Annotated in this window: 11 protein-coding genes and 1 pseudogene; 7 read left to right on the plus strand and 5 right to left on the minus strand. The window is 39.3% G+C overall.

Translation table 11 applies throughout. The features are described from left to right. Nucleotides 1-202 precede the first annotated feature (202 nt). Nucleotides 203-613: pseudogene (locus AC33VI_RS03875) on the minus strand (DUF4079 domain-containing protein); the annotation flags it as partial. Nucleotides 614-619: 6 nt separating this feature from the next. Beyond that, nucleotides 620-2569: a group II intron reverse transcriptase/maturase gene (gene ltrA, locus AC33VI_RS03880; protein WP_491780965.1), complete on the minus strand. Its 1950-nt coding sequence runs from the start codon at nucleotides 2567-2569 to the stop codon at nucleotides 620-622. 945 nt (nucleotides 2570-3514) lie between these two features. Between ltrA and AC33VI_RS03885 the strand changes: the two genes are divergently transcribed. The 3 genes from AC33VI_RS03885 to AC33VI_RS03895 all read left to right on the plus strand — a co-directional run bounded on the left by AC33VI_RS03885 (nucleotide 3515) and on the right by AC33VI_RS03895 (nucleotide 7847). Continuing rightward, on the plus strand, nucleotides 3515-4399 hold the full coding sequence (locus tag AC33VI_RS03885; RefSeq protein ID WP_491780955.1) for a pentapeptide repeat-containing protein: 885 nt from the start codon (nucleotides 3515-3517) through the stop codon (nucleotides 4397-4399). Nucleotides 4400-5301: 902 nt separating this feature from the next. Next, a complete protein-coding gene (glpK, locus tag AC33VI_RS03890) occupies nucleotides 5302-6798 on the plus strand; it encodes a glycerol kinase GlpK (protein ID WP_491780956.1) in 1497 nt (498 codons plus the stop codon). A 47-nt stretch (nucleotides 6799-6845) separates the two neighbouring features. Beyond that, nucleotides 6846-7847 carry an NAD(P)/FAD-dependent oxidoreductase gene (locus AC33VI_RS03895; protein ID WP_491780957.1) on the plus strand — a complete coding sequence of 334 codons (1002 nt, stop codon included), beginning with the start codon at nucleotides 6846-6848 and terminating at the stop codon, nucleotides 7845-7847. Nucleotide 7848: 1 nt separating this feature from the next. Here the strand turns inward: AC33VI_RS03895 and AC33VI_RS03900 are convergent, their stop codons facing one another. Together AC33VI_RS03900 and AC33VI_RS03905 are read right to left on the minus strand one after the other, a co-directional pair. After that, nucleotides 7849-9480, minus strand: a complete 1632-nt coding sequence (locus AC33VI_RS03900; RefSeq protein ID WP_491780958.1) for an alpha-D-glucose phosphate-specific phosphoglucomutase — start codon at nucleotides 9478-9480, stop codon at nucleotides 7849-7851. Between the two features lie 183 nt (nucleotides 9481-9663). Then, nucleotides 9664-10689: an amino acid ABC transporter substrate-binding protein gene (locus tag AC33VI_RS03905; RefSeq protein WP_491780959.1), complete on the minus strand. Its 1026-nt coding sequence runs from the start codon at nucleotides 10687-10689 to the stop codon at nucleotides 9664-9666. Between the two features lie 345 nt (nucleotides 10690-11034). Here AC33VI_RS03905 and AC33VI_RS03910 point away from each other — a divergent pair, with 345 nt between their 5' ends. Further along, a complete protein-coding gene (locus tag AC33VI_RS03910) occupies nucleotides 11035-12234 on the plus strand; it encodes a glycosyltransferase (RefSeq protein WP_491780960.1) in 1200 nt (399 codons plus the stop codon). A gap of 24 nt (nucleotides 12235-12258) precedes the next feature. On the opposite strand, the gene AC33VI_RS03915 is transcribed toward AC33VI_RS03910, so the two are convergent. Further along, nucleotides 12259-13527, minus strand: a complete 1269-nt coding sequence (locus AC33VI_RS03915; RefSeq protein ID WP_491780961.1) for a glycosyltransferase — start codon at nucleotides 13525-13527, stop codon at nucleotides 12259-12261. Nucleotides 13528-13753: 226 nt separating this feature from the next. Here AC33VI_RS03915 and AC33VI_RS03920 point away from each other — a divergent pair, with 226 nt between their 5' ends. From AC33VI_RS03920 to AC33VI_RS03930, 3 genes are all read left to right on the plus strand, one after another. Next, nucleotides 13754-15370, plus strand: a complete 1617-nt coding sequence (locus AC33VI_RS03920) for a DUF6798 domain-containing protein (protein ID WP_491780962.1) — start codon at nucleotides 13754-13756, stop codon at nucleotides 15368-15370. Nucleotides 15371-15451: 81 nt separating this feature from the next. After that, nucleotides 15452-16819, plus strand: coding sequence for an NAD-dependent succinate-semialdehyde dehydrogenase (locus AC33VI_RS03925; protein ID WP_491780963.1), 1368 nt, complete (start codon nucleotides 15452-15454; stop codon nucleotides 16817-16819). Between the two features lie 392 nt (nucleotides 16820-17211). Continuing rightward, nucleotides 17212-17742, plus strand: coding sequence for a hypothetical protein (locus AC33VI_RS03930; RefSeq protein ID WP_491780964.1), 531 nt, complete (start codon nucleotides 17212-17214; stop codon nucleotides 17740-17742). Nucleotides 17743-17991 lie beyond the last annotated feature (249 nt).

Here is a 17991-nt window from a genome sequence, read left to right on the forward strand (position 1 = left end):
AAAAGTTGACGGCACTCCATACTCGGATGCAAGCTCCGAGTCCGTGCCTCCTCATGGGGGAGAGCCAAGGGGCTGACACCTGAATTTATTTCAGGTGCTTGAAAGCCCCGCCCAAGACCGCACTTTTCCGCAAGGGAACGCTTCCCTCCCGTAGGGCTATCAGCTATCCTCTAACTAATAACTAATAACTGATAACTAATAACTAGATAGATAAACCTAGTTTTAAGCCAAATGCAGCATGAACGACCATAATAATTAAGGCTACGCTACCAACATAAGCATGAATGGTTCTCGCAGTTGCTTTATTACCAATAAATCCTGTAGCAGCAATTAGAGCATTAACTGTTAACAAAGAAATTACGATCGTACCTGTAATAAAGTGGCGACTTTCTAAAATAGGTTGTCCTTGCATTACCAAAGACAAAATTCCACCCGTGTAGCCCAACACTAAAAAGACATACATCAATGGAGCAATTTTACGGTGATCGGCTTTATTTTTAATTGCTACTTCACTATTGGTAGTTGCCAAAGTTCTACCACGCCATCCTGCTAGGGCAGCAGCACCACCCATTACAAAGGCTACTGTTGCCATCATTAAAGGATGTCCCCAGTGGTTAAACTAAGCCTCTTTGTCACCAAAGAGACTCGTCTGCAAAACCGTGCGTGAGACTTTAGCCTCACACGGCTCCTCGTCGATATGGTGATTGACATTCATACATCCGTATTGTGGTAAATCGTTGTCCCAAAACCATTTTCCTTCTAGGAATTTAGAGGAGTGTTGTCTTAGAACTTTTCCGTAATTTTTAGCTGCTCTTTGGATATTGATTTTCTTTATATCCTGAGCAGTTTTGATGTCGTGACAGTGTTTGTGCAGTAGTTGGAGATTATTATATGAATTGCCTCCGCCCAGTGCTGTGGCTATTATGTGGTCTACTTGCCAGATATCTCCATCTTTGAAGTGGTTCTTACAGTAGTTGCAGATACCTTTTTGCTTTTGTAGCAATTTTGCTTCGCTTCCTTTGACTTCTGGGTGTCTACCTAGCCTTTTTGACCAATAGATTTTATCTCCATCGTAAGGGCTTCTATCTCCTTTGACTTTGACGTATCTGTTGATTGTGGGTGTCCAATCGTGATAAAGAAGATGGATAAAGTTGCCATCATTTATCTTGTCGAAGAATACCCAATTATTTCCATTGTGGTGTTTCCAATATTTCTCAACTCGCCAAGTTGTTCCTTTATTCTTATGTCTTCTTTTTGCCCAACGGAATAATCTTCTAAATAGAAGATGGTCTAATTTACGGAAACTAGGGTGGCTCTGTGCTAAAGAGAAATATTTCGTCCAACCTCTGATGATGGGGTTTAGACGAGCTATTAACGCTCTAGCAGGAGCAGCATTATGCTTAGTGATAATGTCCGCTAATTTTTTATAGTGGTTAAGAACTGCTTTCTTACTAGGTCTGGTTCTAGTGTAGAACCCTAGTGTTTCCCCACCAGATTGTCTGGCGGATCTGTGTTTACTTACTGAATATTGACGTATATTGAACCCTAGAAAATCGAACCCTGGTTTTTTACCTTCATGTTCGTACAAGGTATGAACGATTTGGGTCTTAGAGGGTTTTAGTTCTAATCCTATTGTTTTTAGCCAATTTTCAGTTACTTCCTTACATCTTTCCAAGATACTAAGTTCTGGATGGAGAATGGCGAAATCATCTGCATATCTAACTACACATAACGCACTAATCTTATCTCTCTTTGCCATGCTTTGCCCGTTTGGATATTTTTGAGGAATCGTACAAACCAATTCGTTTAGTTTTTCCTCTAATCCATGTAAGGCAATATTGGCTAGTAAAGGACTAATAGCTCCACCTTGGGGTACTCCTTGATGGGTTTTTTGGAAGTTGTGATTATCTAACACCCCTGCTTTTAACCATGCCTTTATTTGGCGACGGATACAGGGTATAGTGTTTATTTTCTTAAGCAGTTCTTCATGATTGATACGGTCAAAGCAGCTAGCTATATCAGCATCCAACACATACTTGGGTTTTTTGCTAATAGAACTGTAAATTGCTGTAATCGCATCGTAAGCAGACCTTCCAGGTCTGAATCCATAAGAATTTGGTTCAAATTTGGCTTCCCATTCTGGCTCTAGTGCTAGTTTGACGAGATATTGCTTGATTCTTTCTTGAATCGTTGGAATGCCTAAAGGTCTTTGTTCATCTCTACCTGGCTTTGGAATCCATACTCTACGCACAGGTTTGCACTTGTTTGAGAGTTTAATGTCCATTGCGGCTTTGATTCTTTGCTTGGGATGTAAGATTTTCTTGCCATCAATTCCAGCAGTTTTCTTGCCTTGGTTTTCCTGCGTAATCCGTCTAGTTGATAAAAGTTTTCCAGATTGGGATTTAATTAAGATTTTTTGGAGTCCACGAACTGTCTTGACATCACCACGTTTAGATGCTCTATAGATGCGTTTTTGTAACTTGTACACACGACGGTTTACCTCTTTCCAGCATATATCTTGCCAATATAATTTATCTTCTGGTGTTGGTATATCGTTTTCCCATTTCATCCTCAAGTTTCCTTGGGCTTTGAACATTTTCATTACTACTAATACCTCTATATTCCATATCTACGTGAGTCCGTCAGCATATCCTTGGCATTACCCAAGGCATTCGCTTCTGACTCAATCCCGCCCCCAAGTTGCCTATATTGCTATAGATTTTGCATCTTGGTTGATTACTCAAAGTATCGACCTACTCTGAGAGCAATCCTGGGGGTTAACTCGTTCCCAATATTCATTTTGTTCTAGACTTAGAACCCTAAAATTCTACCGTGTCATCTTGTGGGTACGGGGATACTTACACCAACATATAAGCTCCCACTTAAAATAAGTAATCGTCATACTTATTCCTTATGACATTGGCAATATTTTTGCCTCCTGCGTATCAGCCATTTCGCAAGGTCGAACTGACGATAGTTTTAAACTTAGGTTCGCTTTCGCTGTTCTTATCTAGACTGCTAGAAGAAGTCACCATAGTTGGCTAATAGCTTATCTCCATTCCATCCAGCTTCAGGGATTGAAGACCACTCTCTACCCTGTGGATGTGCTGTCACGTTTGTACCTAACGGGTTGGATTTTCACCAACATGAATATTGAGTTATCAAGGTTCTTACTCTATAATTAGAGTAAATTTATCCTTGTGCCTAATCCTCCCTATGCCTTGTGTGGCATGGTTTCTAGGCAACGAGTCGCACGACGATTGGTTCTGGCGTACCTAGAGTGTTAAACCAATCTGCTATGGGTTCTAGGGATGCTCTTAAGTTACTCATTCTCCTCTCTTATTTGCTTGACGCTTAACTAAACTTCATAAGTCTACTTATAACTATACATATTTGGTAGTTCAGATCTACATCTCTGACAAGAAAAACCAAAATCCATAATTTTGAAAAATTGAGAGTACAATGCGAACGTATATATTCTCTCTATTGCTTTAAGCTCAAAACCGCAATAACCATGACAGGTTTTCACTCTGGCAAAAAGCCCCTCGGACAGATTTTAATTGAAGCAGGAGTTATTTCTATTAGCCAAATAGAAATCGCCTTACAAGAGCAAAAATATAACGATTTGAGAATTGGTGAAATATTAGTTTTACACGGTTGGATCGAGCAACCTACAGTAGATTTTTTTGCCGAACGATGGTTAAAGTTACATGAAGAAAAGAAACAACCTTTAGCCTATTATTTTCAAGAAGCTGGATTGCTCAATAAAGAACAAATTAATGCCATTCTTAGATTGCAACAAATTAAACGGCATAAGATAAGGTTTCATCGTTTGGCAGTAGAACAAGGCTATCTGAAACGAATCACTGTAGATTGCTTTATTGCTCATATTTTAAATAAGCAAGATTCTAATTCCAAGGTATTAGCGAAAGTTTATGAAATGTTGGAGCGTTATACCAACCAAGAAAAAGATTTCTCAAATATTGATTTGCCAAAAGCACCATTAATGGGAGTGAGTTTCAAAGGTATAAAATTAGATAATTGTAATCTTAAAAAAGCAGATTTACTGCGGGCAGATTTAAGCAATTCAACTATAATCCAGGGAAATTTAGAAGAAGCCAATTTAAGCAAGACTACTTTGACCAAAGTAAATTTTCAAGGGGCATTATTAACTAAGGCAAATTTCCGCGATAGTCATTTAGAACAAGCTAATTTTAGTTCGGCAATATTAGAAAAAGCTGATTTTAGAGGGGCATATTTAGCAGGAGCAAATTTTTCAGGAGCGCAGTTAAAAGGTGCGATGTTACCCTTACACTATGGTTATAAAGTTTTTTATGATCGCAATACTTCTTTCGATCGCGACTTCGATCCGCAATTTATGGGCTGGAAATTAGTCTAAGAGACTGTTTATCAACAAAATATATAGTCATTCCTAATAAGAACCATACGAAAATATGTACTAATTATTGCTCCCTAATCCCTAACCCCTAATCCCTAATCCCCCGAACAAATTACTGAGATAGTACGGAAATTAATTAGAACGACTATAAAGGTGAGGGATGACTGGGAGACGAGGAGACTGGGAGATATTATCCCGCTTGACGGCTTGCACCACAGGCACTTCCTTCGGTCGCCCTCGTATGGGGGGACTGGGAGAAGATATTGCTTAGTTTATTCTTGAGGCAAATTTTTGATAAATCCTCTGATACCAAGCTGATTTTTGTCGATTATTATTTAACATTCATTTTACAAACAGTCTCTAAACAAAAAGCCCAACCATAGCATATACATAAAATCTATCGAGCGATCGCGATCGCATCAATATTACTGCAATCTTTTTAAAATTGAATAAAGAAATTTAATATTCATTTTTTAAGTAAAAAAAATATGAAAGATAACACTGTAGCAGTAATGGGCTATCCTAATAAACCTAATAAATATAGATTTAATAGTAATCGAAAAACTAAGAGTAATTCTAATTATAAAAGTAATAAAAATCAATAAAAGAAACTAGTTTAATTATTAACAATAAACCCTTTGACTTAATCAACGAATCAAAGGGTTTTTAGCTGTCTGCGCTTCATCGATCGGGAAATTGATTAGATGGAGAAATAAATAAATCAATATATTTTCAGCGATCGCTTTTCAAAACTTATCTCGCTGCTTCCTGCCTGCTTCAAACTTAATTCCAGTCTAGATGAAGTAATGTTGCTGCAATTAATAAAAAAATCTAATAAAATTCCTGCGAGTTAAAGTTTTGCGGTAGATCTACTAAATACAAGTTGAATTTTGGTAGTATTTATGACCGAGCAAAAATATATTCTCTCTCTAGATTTAGGCACTACAGGAAATCGGGCGATTTTATTCGATCGCAGGGGAGATGTTGTCGGTCAAGCCTATCAAGAGCATACTCAATATTACCCTCAGCCTGGCTGGTTGGAACACGATGCCATGGAAATTTGGGGGGATGTAAAGGAGGTCATTGCTAAAGTAATTAGCGAAGAGCGGACAAAAATAAGGGAAATAGCTGCTATTGGCTTAACAGTACAGCGAGAAACTTGTTTGCTCTGGGATAAGACCACTGGCGAACCTCTACACCAAGCAATTGTCTGGCAAGATCGACGTACCGCAGATATGTGCGATCGCTTGAAAGGAGAAGGCAAAGCCGAATTAATTCAACAAAAAACTGGTTTGGTTTTAGATGCTTATTTTTCGGCGACTAAATTAGCTTGGTTAATTGATTGGGTTAAGACTAATAAACCAGATCTTAATTGGGATAATGTCTTAGCTGGAACGATCGATACCTGGGTGTTATGGAATTTAACTGGCAAGGAAGTTCACGCCACCGATGTTAGTAATGCCAGCCGTACTATGTTGATGAATTTGGATACGGGAAATTGGGATGATTCTTTACTAGAGTTATTTCAAATTCCCCGTCAAATTATGCCCGAAATTAAACCCAGTTTGGGAGAATTTGGTCATAGCAGTGTTGATATTTTAGGGGAGAAAATTCCGATTGCTGCGATTTTTGGCGATCAACAAGCAGCTTTATTCGCTCATGGTTGCGATCGCCCTGGCTTGTTAAAATGCACTTACGGTACGGGTAGTTTTCTGGTGGCTCAAACTGGCACGGAAGTAACGCGATCGCAAAACCAACTCCTTTCTACCGTAGCTTGGAGTACTAAAGAACAAACTAACTATGCCCTAGAAGGGGCTATCTTTACCACTGGTGCAGCAATTCAATGGTTGCGAGATGGCTTAAAGTTAATTACTTCGGCAGCAGAAACCGAAGCTCTGTGCCAGAGTGTAGACAATACCGATGGCGTTTATTTTGTCCCTGCCCTTAGTGGCTTGGGCGCACCGCACTGGGATATGAAAGCTCGCGGTGCATTTTTAGGCATTACTGGCGGAGTACAAAGAGAACATATGGTACGAGCGGTTTTAGAAGCGATCGCTTACCAAGTGAAAGAAGTTGTGGATGCGGTCAATCAAGATAGTAGTAATCCTGTTTCTCTGCTCAAAATAGACGGTGGTGCAGCGCAAAATAACTTTTTGATGCAATTCCAGGCAGATGCTTTAGGAGTACCCTTAGAACGCCCTGTAGTTTTGGATGCAACCGCTCAAGGTGCTGCCTTCGGTGCTGGGTTGGCTATCGGTTTTTGGGATAGCTATGCTCAATTAATTGGCGATCGCAAAATAGATCGAGTTTTTGAACCAGGGGAAGGACAAGATTTAGCCCAAAATAATTTTATTATGTGGTCAAAAGCTGTAACTAGAGCTAAAAATTGGATTGAGTAAAATATCATTACTTAAAATAAAAAGTAAATATAAACATCAAGAAAAAAATGTCGAGCAGCGATCGCCAAATTACCAATTCTGATTGTATTGTTGTCGGTGGAGGAATTACGGGGCTAATTACTGCTAATATCTTGCAGGGTAAAGGAATTAAGGTTGCAGTATTAGATAAAGGAAGAGGAATTGGCGGGCGTTTGGCAACTCGTCGAGTCAAACTTGACGATTCTATTGAGGGAGTGTTTGACTATGGGGCGCAATATTTCAGCGTGAAAAATCCTCATTTTCAAACTTGGGTAGATGATTGGTTAAAAAATGGCGCGATCGAAGAATGGTGTCGAGGATTTAAAGAAACAGATGGTAAACCCCGTTACCGTGGGGTTGGCGGTACTCGTAACATTGCCAAGTATTTAGCCCAAGATTTGCTAGTTCGTACCCAAACAAAAGTACAAGAAGTCAGCTACGATAAAAAATGGCTAGTAGAAACAGAAGTTGGGGAACAATATCAAGGAGATATGTTGGTCATGACTCCTCCCATTCCTCAAACTTTAGATTTATTGGATGCTTCTTTCATCGCCGTACCTTTAGAGGTTAGATTCTCTCTGGAAAAAATTGAATATCATAGTTGTATTGCGGTTTTAGCTCTATTAGAAAAACCCAGTAAAATTCCCGCTCCTGGGGGTATGAGTCTGGAAGATGAAGCTTTAATTTGGTTGGCAGACAACCATCAAAAAGGTATTTCTCCTGAGGGTTATGCTGTTACCCTTCATGCTACCCCCCAGTTTAGCGATGAATATTGGGACGCTGACGATGCAGAGATTGCTTATAAATTAATTACCGCAGCAGCCGATTATTTAGATTCTCCTGTAATTAAATATCAGATACATCGCTGGCGTTATAGTTTGCCTAAAACTGCTTATAACGAACCCTGTTTGACTTTATTAGAATTACCTCTAGTATTGGCGGGAGATGCTTTTGTCTCTCCTAACATAGAAGGGGCGGTGATTTCAGGGATGGCTGCGGGAAATGCGATCGCCAGACGTTTTGGAGTTTAGTTTAGGTGATTACCGTAGGCTCATCTCTTTGAGTGTATTCTTTGATTTGAGCGATTTCTTGAGCAATATCGATTAGAGGTTTCAACGCTACTTGAGTTTCTAAATCGTGCTTGCTAGGATCGGGTTCGTAACTTTCGACATATAGTCTGAGAGTCGCCCCTTTAGTACCAGTACCAGAAAGACGGAAGATAATTCTCGAACCATCGGTAAAACCGATACGAATACCTTGATTTTTACTGACGCTATTATCTACAGGATCTTCATAACTAAAGTCGTCGGCATATTCAACTTCGTAGTCGCCGAATTTTTCTCCAGCCATGCTGCCAACCATACCCCGTAGGCGTTCCATTAGTTCTGTCGCTCTAGCTTTATCCACTGCTTCATAGTCGTGACGGGAATAGTAGTTACGCCCATAAGTTTTCCAGTGATCTTTGACTACAGCTTCTACAGACTCGCCTTTAACTGCCAAAATATTTAACCAGAATAATACCGCCCAAAGTCCATCTTTTTCCCGAACATGATTAGAACCAGTCCCAAAACTTTCTTCACCGCAAAGAGTAGCTTTATCTGCATCGAGTAAATTACCGAAGAATTTCCAACCAGTAGGAGTTTCATAACAGTTGATGTTGAGCTTTTCTGCCACTCGATCCACTGCAGCACTAGTAGGCATACTACGAGCAACTCCAGATAAACCATCTTTATAACCAGGTACTAAAGTGGCGTTAGCGGTTAATACTGCCAAACTATCGCTAGGAGTAACAAAAAAGTTGTTGCCCAAAATCATATTGCGATCGCCATCTCCATCGGAAGCCGCACCAAAATCGGGGGCATTGCTGCCAAACATAATTTCTACCAAGTCATGAGCATAAACTAAGTTAGGATCGGGGTGTCCGCCACCAAAGTCTTCTAAGGGTACTCCATTTTGGACTGTTCCCGACTCTGCACCCAAACGCTTTTCAAAAATTTCTTTGGCATAAGTACCAGTTACCGCGTGCATCGAATCGATACAGAGTTTAAAGTCATGTTTAATTAACTGGCGGATACTTTCAAAATCAAATAAAGATTCCATCAAACGGGCATAAGGCTCGACAGGATCGATTACCTCAACGCTCATTTCTCCTAAACGAGTGACGGTTAGCTTATCTAGGTTAATATCTTCTGCCTCTAAAATTTTGTAGCTGTCAATAACTTTGGAGCGATCGTAAATAGCCTCGGTAACTTTTTCGGGAGCAGGCCCACCACTAGTAATATTGTACTTGATACCGAAGTCACCGTCAGGACCTCCTGGGTTGTGACTGGCAGAAAGGATAATCCCTCCATAGGCTTTATACTGGCGAATGATTGCCGAAGCAGCAGGGGTAGACATAATCCCGCCTTTGCCCACCAAAATGCGACCGATACCATTAGCAGCAGCCATTTTCATAATGGTTTGAATTGCTTCGCGATTGTAATAACGACCATCTCCACCCAGAACAATTGTCTGACCTTCACAGCCATCTAGGGAATCAAAAATAGACTGAACGAAATTTTCTAAATAGTGGGGTTTTTGAAAAACAGTAACAGATTTACGCAGTCCTGATGTTCCTGGCTTTTGATCCGAAAAAGGAGTTGTGGAAACAGTATTTATGTTCATGAAAGTATCTAAGAATAGAGCTTTAATTACCGTAGATTGAAACTACATACCCCTAATTGCATCACTATCAGCGGATAGGTTGCAGTCTACTGCATTACGAAAAATGTAGTAAACATGAGGAAAATATAAAATTAATTTTACAGGTCGGTAGTAATTCTCAGATCCTCAAGCAGTAACAAACTGTTAATTAAAGGGAGGAGAGTACATCAAACCGCCATCTTTCCATAACGCATTTTGTCCCCTTTCCAAATCAAAAGGCTGACCGATGTTGCGATCGTAGATTTCTCCATAATTACCAACGTGCTGGATAATTCTTAAGGAGAAGTCATCGCTCAATCCTATTTGAGAACCCAAGTTGCTGTTTTTACCTAAAAAATTACTTATCTCTGAGTTTTGACTATTTTTGTGGAGACTCAAGTTAGCGGAATTAATATTCAATTCTTCAGCTTGAATCAGAGTAAAAGTTATCCACTTAATCGCATCAAACCATTGAGAATCTTGGTGTAATACCGCAGGGGCTAGAGGTTCGCGAGCAATTTTCTGGGGTAAGATAACGTGGTGACTGGGGTTGGCAAGTAATATTTTGCGGGTTATTAATTGAGATGTATCCCCTGCAATTCCTTGACAGCGATCGTATTCGTAGGCATCGTATAGTGCTTCTTTTTCTGACTCCACAACAGGAGTATAGTCGATTTGGTTTTGGGTCATATAGTCGGGAAGGTTATCGTAACTGGTAGTTCCTTCCTCAACGCAAATGGACTTACCTTCAAGATCCTGGATATTTTCGATCTTACTATCTCGCTTGACCATAATTCCTTGGGAATCATAGTATAAAACTGGGGTAAATTCGATGTTTGTTTTAGTATCGCGACTGAGGGTTTTGGTAGTATTGCGACTGAGAAGATCGATTTCCCCCGACTGAAGTGCGGTAAATCTTTCTTCTCGATTTAATTCGCGAAATTCAACTTTTTCGGGGTCGTTAAACAACGCAGAGGCTACCGCCCGACAAAAATCAACATCTAACCCTGCATATTTGCCATTAAAATCGACGAAACTAAATCCAGGTACTTCTCCACTAACACCACAAATTAGATACCCTCTTGCCTTTACTTTATCTAGATGGCTGCCATTGTCATGATATGAATTAGCAATATTAGCTTGGGTGCTTTGACCGCTACAACCACTGAGAGAGGTTAATAGAATTGCCATGGAAAACAGAAATTTGGGCTTTATTTTTTTTACTATTTCTCGAACCATAGATAGCAAACTATTATTTGATTGAGATTTTTTAAACAGAGAATTATTAATAATATATACGGTAATTATTACTAAAAACCATGAAGAATCAATTAACTAATAATATTTTCTTAAACAGATCCTAATAAAAGCTTTCTTTTGGGCTGATAGACTGCCAGATGAATTTTAAAATACAGGCAAAGTTGGAGTGAAAGTCAATCTAATAAATAGTCACGCAAGTTTTCCCCATCACTACCCAAAAAATCTAAAAGTTCTCCCTACATTGACTTTGTTCTCTTGCTCCTCAAATTTAAGATAATGCAGTATCTAAAAAATCGCAATCTTATTGCCGTATCAAGAGGATTATTAGAAATTGATACTCTTTCTCGTAGTACCAAATCTGATTTAGAACAGCTGCAATTATCTTTAGTTATTCCCACTTATAATGAGCGCAAAAATCTAGAACAACTAATCTCAAATTTGGTGGCAATTTTAGATCAAAATATCCCCCAAAAATACGAATTGATTATTGTTGATGATAACAGTATAGATCGCACGTGCGAACTAGCTTTAAATCTAGCTGCTAGGTATTCTCAAATTAGGGTAATGAGTCGCCAGCAGGAAAAAGGACTAGCGACGGCGATAATTAGAGGCTGGCAAAGTGCTAAAAGCGAAATTTTAGCCGTTATTGATGCGGATCTCCAGCATCCTCCCGAAATCTTAGTAGAACTCTGGCAAGAGATGAAAAAAGGGGCAGATATTGCGATCGCCAGTCGTCATGTAGCAGGGGGTGGCGTAAGTCAATGGAATGTTGTGCGTCGCTTTCTGTCGCGGGGGGCGCAAATGCTGGGCTTACTAATTTTACCAGAAGTGTTAGGACGGATTAGCGATCCCATGAGCGGTTACTTTATGGTGCGTCGCGATGCTATAGCGGGGAAAACTTTAAAGCCTTTAGGTTATAAAATCCTCATCGAAATTATGGCGCGGGGTAATATTCGCTGGATTGCGGAAGTGGGCTATGTTTTTCGGGAAAGGAAAACAGGAGAAAGTAAAGTCACCTATCGGCAATATTGGGCTTATATTCGCCATCTAATCCGCTTGCGTTGGGATTTGTGGCAGATCGAACGTTTGGTTCGTTTTGCTATTTCTGGGATGAGTGGAGTATTGGTGAATATGACAATTCTTTATTTATTAAGAGAATATCTCGGTTTGGGTTTAACTCGCAGTGCAATTATAGCGGGAGAATTGGCAATTATTAATAATTTTTATTGGAACGATCGCTGGACTTTTAGAGATATATCTGCAAAGCAAAAAGGTAAGGGAAAGAAATTTAAAAGATTGCTCAAGTTTAACTTGATTTGTTTTTCTGGATTGATGCTCAATGTCTTGATTATTAATCTGCTTTACAATCTATTTTATTTTAATGAATACCTGGCAAATATAATGGCGATCGCTTTAGTTACCTTCTGGAATTTTTGGTTTAATCTTAAACTTAATTGGCGTACGAGCGATCGTTAGTTGTTAGTTGTTAGTTGTTAGTTGTTAGTTGTTAGTTGTTATCAATTGTCCATTGTCCATTGTCCATTGTTTGCTGCTAATTTGTCCTTGCCAGATATTTAATAAATTTTGGACGCTATTGTCCCAGCTATATTCTTTAACGGAAAGTTTGGCTTTTTCTCCCATTTCTGTTCTTAAATCTGGATCTTCTACTAAGGTTTTTAATTTAGTAATAAAATCGGTAATATTTCCCGAACGATATAAAAAACCGTTGCTGCCATGACGAATATTTTCCACTACTCCTCCAGATTGGGGGGCAATAACGGGAATTCCTGCGGCAAATGCTTCTAAAATAGTTAAGCCTCTAGTTTCCTTCTCGGAAGTAGTAACGTGAAAATCGCAATTTATCAGGAGGGCGGGAACATTTTCTGGTGCAACTCTGCCTAGTAAATAAACGTGAGGAGCTAACTTATTTAATTTAGTTGCTATTTCTTCTCCCATAGGACCATCTCCCGCCACAATTATTGCTACCTTGTTTAAATCGATCTGTTCTCCTAAATGTTCAAAGGCATTTAGAGTAAAATCCCAACCTTTATCGGGATACAATCGTCCTAGAAATACTATTTTAACTAGCTTGTCTGCCTCTGGAATATTGTAGTGCGATCGCCAAAAGTCTGGTTTAATTAGGTTATCTGTAAAGCTACTGGCATCAAAGCTAAGTAAATTGCCGTAATGGCTATTTTTAATCCCTAAACTGATTATTTTTTTCTGGGTTATCTTACTAGATACTAAAGTTAAATCATAGGAATTGTAGACCCAGGTAATTAATTTTGTTAGTAAAAATTTGATTAAGCTAAAGATAGGTTTAGGTAAAGGAAAATAATCTGCTAAATAATCTAAAAAATTGGTACGAAAAAAAGCAATACAGGGAATATTTACTTGTTTGGCATATTTAACTCCTGCTAATCTCCAGAAACCCACAAATAATCTTTCTGGTTCGTCTACATGAATAATATCTGGTTTAAACTCATTTAATTCTTGGATAACCGTTTGATAAGCACTTCGATTAACATTGGGTTCGTAATCTAAGCCCACAAAAGAATTGCTGCTCAAATTAATAACTCTAACCCCTGATAATATATCCCCCGTATAATCTCGCCAATGGGGATAATCTTGAGCCAGACTACTATAGTCGGGACAAAACAAAATAACTTGGTGTCCTAGTTTACTTAATATTTTTAATCTTTGTAGTCCGCTTACAGTTACGCCATCAATAATAGGAAGAAAACAAGAAGTAATAATGGCAATTTTCACGATTAAGACTTTATTTCACAGAAGTTTAAACATTACCAAAATAAAGAATCGAGATAAAAAATAGTTTAAGCTTTGGCTATGAATTACTTTATTTATCATTAAGTTAACTGACTCTTAAACTAAACAATTGAGTTTTTTAACTTCTACTATTAAACTCATCCATAATATATAAATACTTTTCAGAGTGAAAAGTTCTAAATGGTGTATGAGGAGTTAAGTCAAAATAATGGTGCGTATTTCGTCTGATTTTTCTAAAACTGCACTACAAATAGCCATAGTATTAGTTTTTCTCAGCCTCAGACTACTACTAGATAGTAATATGAGCGGATCTGTCTGGAATGAAGTGGATGTTTTGCCCCTAGCCAAGCAATTTGTCGATCCCAATTGGATACCCCATGATTGGTATCTCAATTTAGAAAGTGGTTATAGATATTTATTTCAAACTATCTTTGGTCAAGCGATCGCTCGTATTGGTTTTTTGGCTACTTCAATTTTAGGTCGCTTGTTGTGCTATTTACTCATTGCCTGGGGTTTAGTTCTCCTAGGAAAAAGACTGGGCTTAAACCTCACTTATCTTTTATTGGCAACGGTACTACTTACCTATCAAGGATCTCTGCAAGGAGCGATCGCGGGAGAATGGTTTGTGGGCGGTTTGGAAGCTAAAGCCGTAGCTTATGGTTTGATTTTCATTGCTCTGCCCTTAATCTTGTCCAGAAGCTATTTTTCTGCTCTACTGTTATTAGGATTGGCTACTTCCTTTCACGTTTTAGTCGGGGGTTGGGCTTTTTTAACCTTTTTGGGCTGGTTGTGCCTCGATCCTCGAAAGCGACTCTTCATTTTAGGAAAAAAAATTTGGTTGCTGGCAGTAGTATATATAGCAGCAAGTGCCTTTGCCATTCCTGCAACGGTAAAACAATTATTTACTGCTTCCCCACCAGGAAATATTTCCCCTTCCTTTATCTATGTTTTTCTACGACTTCCCCACCACTTAAATCCTTTGGTGTGGCATCCTTTACTATGGCTGAGACTGGGAATCTACCTTGTCATTTGGTTACTGTGTGCCTTTTCCTTAAAAAAATCTGCCGCGCTGGCAGGTTGGCAACCAGAAGACTGCGCCCGTTGGGAATTAACCGAATTTACCGCTATTAGTTTAATTCCGTTCGTGTTAGGCATGGCAATTGCCCCTTTCGACAGTCAGGGAAATTGGTTGCAATATTATCCTTTTCGTTTTGGGGACACAATGTTACCTTTAGCGACCTATTTATTGGCTGCTTGTAGTTTGCAAACTAAGTTATCCCTCCAAAAACATCAATACAGACTAATCTCCATCGTTCTATTAAGTTCTATTTTTTTTACCCAAGGATCTTTCTTCAGTCAAAGAGCGATCGCATCCCAAAACTTTCCTACCCAACAACAAGATGTCGATCCCCAATGGAAGTTGATGAGCAATTGGATTAAAGAAAATACCCCCCAAGATGCGATTATCATCTCCCACCCTTGGAAACTAGCCAACTTCACTTGGATGACTCAAAGGGCGACAGTAGTCAAACTAAAAATGTTTCCCCAAACCAAAAGCGCGATCGTCGAATATTACCATCGTTTAAACGATCTCAGTGGGGGAAACCTAGCTAAAATTTATTTTGGCGACGAGGAATTAGACCAAGTACAAATCGTTAAAGCCATCAGTGCGGGATTTTCTAACTTGGATACGATTCGAGTACGAGAATTAATGAATAAATATCAAGCAGATTTTTTCTTAACGGAAGTCGAACAAAAATTAAATTTACCCATAGTTAGCGTTAAATATCCTTACATTCTTTATGGCAAAGTTCCCTACAATTAAAAAGGGAGAGATCAGATCGCCGAATAAAAATCCCACGCCCCACATCTCACCTCATATAGAGCTACAGGAGTAGTTAACATTATGGCTATAGCAACTATTAATCCCGCTACAGGAAAAACCCTGAAAACTTTTACTCCCCTCACCGATACTGAAATCGAAGTAAAATTGGCTTTGGCTGAGTCTACCTATCAGAAATATCGTCAAACTAGTTTTGCACAACGTAGTGAGTGGCTAACCAATGCAGCAGAGATCCTCGAAACTGAAGCAGCAGAATTTGCCCGCATCATGACTTTAGAAATGGGCAAAACTTATCAAAGTGCGATCGCCGAAGTCAAAAAATGCGCTCTAGTCTGCCGTTTTTACAGCGAAAAAGCCCCCGAATTTTTATCTCAGGTATCGATTGACAGCGATGCCAGTCATAGCTATGTGGCATATCAACCCCTGGGCGTAATTTTAGCGGTAATGCCCTGGAATTTTCCTTTTTGGCAAGTATTTCGTTTTGCTGCCCCTACCCTGATGGCGGGCAATGTAGGCATTCTCAAACACGCTTCTAACGTACCTCAATGCGCTCTGGCGATCGCCGATATTTTGGCTCGTGCTGGTTTCCCCTCAGGAGCATTTCAAACTTTGTTGATCGGTGCTAGTCAAGTCAAATCTATCGTGGAAGACGATCGCGTCAAAGCTGCTACCCTAACGGGAAGCGAGCCAGCAGGGGCGGCTTTAGCCTCCGTTGCGGGAGAACAAATTAAAAAAGTAGTTTTAGAATTAGGCGGAAGCGATCCTTTTATCGTCTTAGCCAGTGCCAACTTAGAAGAAGCCGTCGAAGTAGGAGTTAAAGCGAGAATGCTCAACAACGGTCAATCTTGTATTGCTGCCAAACGCTTTATCGTTCAAGACAGTATTTACGATCGCTTTGAATCTTTGTTAGTTGAAAAATTTAAAGCCCTAAAAATAGGCGATCCCATGGCAGAAGCTACCGATATTGGCCCTTTGGCTACTGCTACAATTCGGGATGAATTAGACCAACAGGTAAAACAGGCTGTCGATAAAGGAGCAAAAATCTTATTCGGCGGTCAAGCCATTACCGACTTACCTGGGAACTACTATCAGCCCACAATCTTGACCCAAATTCCTCTTGATTCCCCCACTGCTAAAGAAGAGTTTTTTGGCCCTGTGGCATTGCTTTTTAGAGTCCCAGACTTAGATGCTGCGATCGCCCTAGCTAACGATACTCCTTTTGGTTTGGGTGCTAGCTGCTGGACGAATAACCCCCAAGAAATCGACCGAGCGATCGCCGAGATTGAAGCTGGAGCGGTGTTTATTAATGGCATGGTCAAGTCCGATCCTCGTCTGCCTTTTGGTGGCATCAGGCGATCGGGTTACGGTAGAGAGTTGAGTATTCAAGGAATTCAAGAATTTGTCAACATTAAAACCGTGTGGATTAAATAAAACTCAAACTGGGGATGAAACAAGGATAGATTAAATTTGCTTAACTCAAGTTAATAATAATCGGCAGAATCCAGCTAAATTAGCCGAATTAAAGTTAATTTTTGTAAAGTATAATTGCGATAGATTGAATTATCTGGCTTGATAAGAGTAGCTAATAATTTTAAAATTGATGCCTTTTCTGTTCCTGATACGACAAAAGAATGGGAAATTAGCAATCTAAATGAAAATTTTCCTTAGTTGCCGCCAAAAATCTGGAGAAAACTGAGTTCCTCTGGAATACTCTGGCTTAAGCTCTTTAAATAAAGTAACTACTTTGTTAAAGAGAGATTATCAATAATTATTATCTTTGACAAACCATCCTTTTAGTCTCACTTGTAGGAGTCAATAACCCCATGCAAATGCTTAAAAACGTATTTAATTCTAAAAGCAAATACTACTTAGAATTAGATGAATCAGCAGAATCTCAACCCATCCAAGCAGCAGCCAAAACTGCTAAACAGGTTAGCCAAACCGTACAAGAAACAGCCACAGAAGTCTTAGAATCCAAACCTGTAGCTAAAGTAGTAGAAACTGCCAATCAAACTAAAGATGTAGCTCAGGAAAAACTTGAAGCTGTAACTAAAACTGAAACAGCTAAACCCCAAGCCAAAACCAAAGGTAAGGCGAGTAAAGCTGACAAGCCTCAAAAACCAGCTAAGGTTTCTCCCCAAGCAGCAGGTGCATCATCTTTCGAGCCTCCATTTTGGGTCGCAGCCATGTACGGTAATAATAATGCTAAAGTCAATAGTGATGGCACTGGGGCAGAGCAAACTTTTGCGACAGACAATTTAATGCCTACTATTAGTAAATATCGTCGCCGTCCTGGGCCTAGCCTCAACAATTTTAAAGAGATGGCTAACAAGGCTAAGACTCCCAAGGGCTAAAAAAAACAGCTAAAAAATTCAAGTAAATCGATCCCTTAACGGAAGAATTATCTTCATACCTAGAAGTAATCTTCCGTTTCTAATTTTAAAGAACTAAATTTTGCACACTTAATTAATCGCCACAATTAGGATTGCTATAACTTTGTCCCTCTTTCAGATAAGATAAAAGTTGCCGCTTTTTAAACCAAAGCGTTTAATCTATTGAAAAAAAATTCTTTTGGTATATTAAACGTTCTAAGCCAGCATTAA

It is taken from the genome of Waterburya sp., assembly GCF_058530065.1.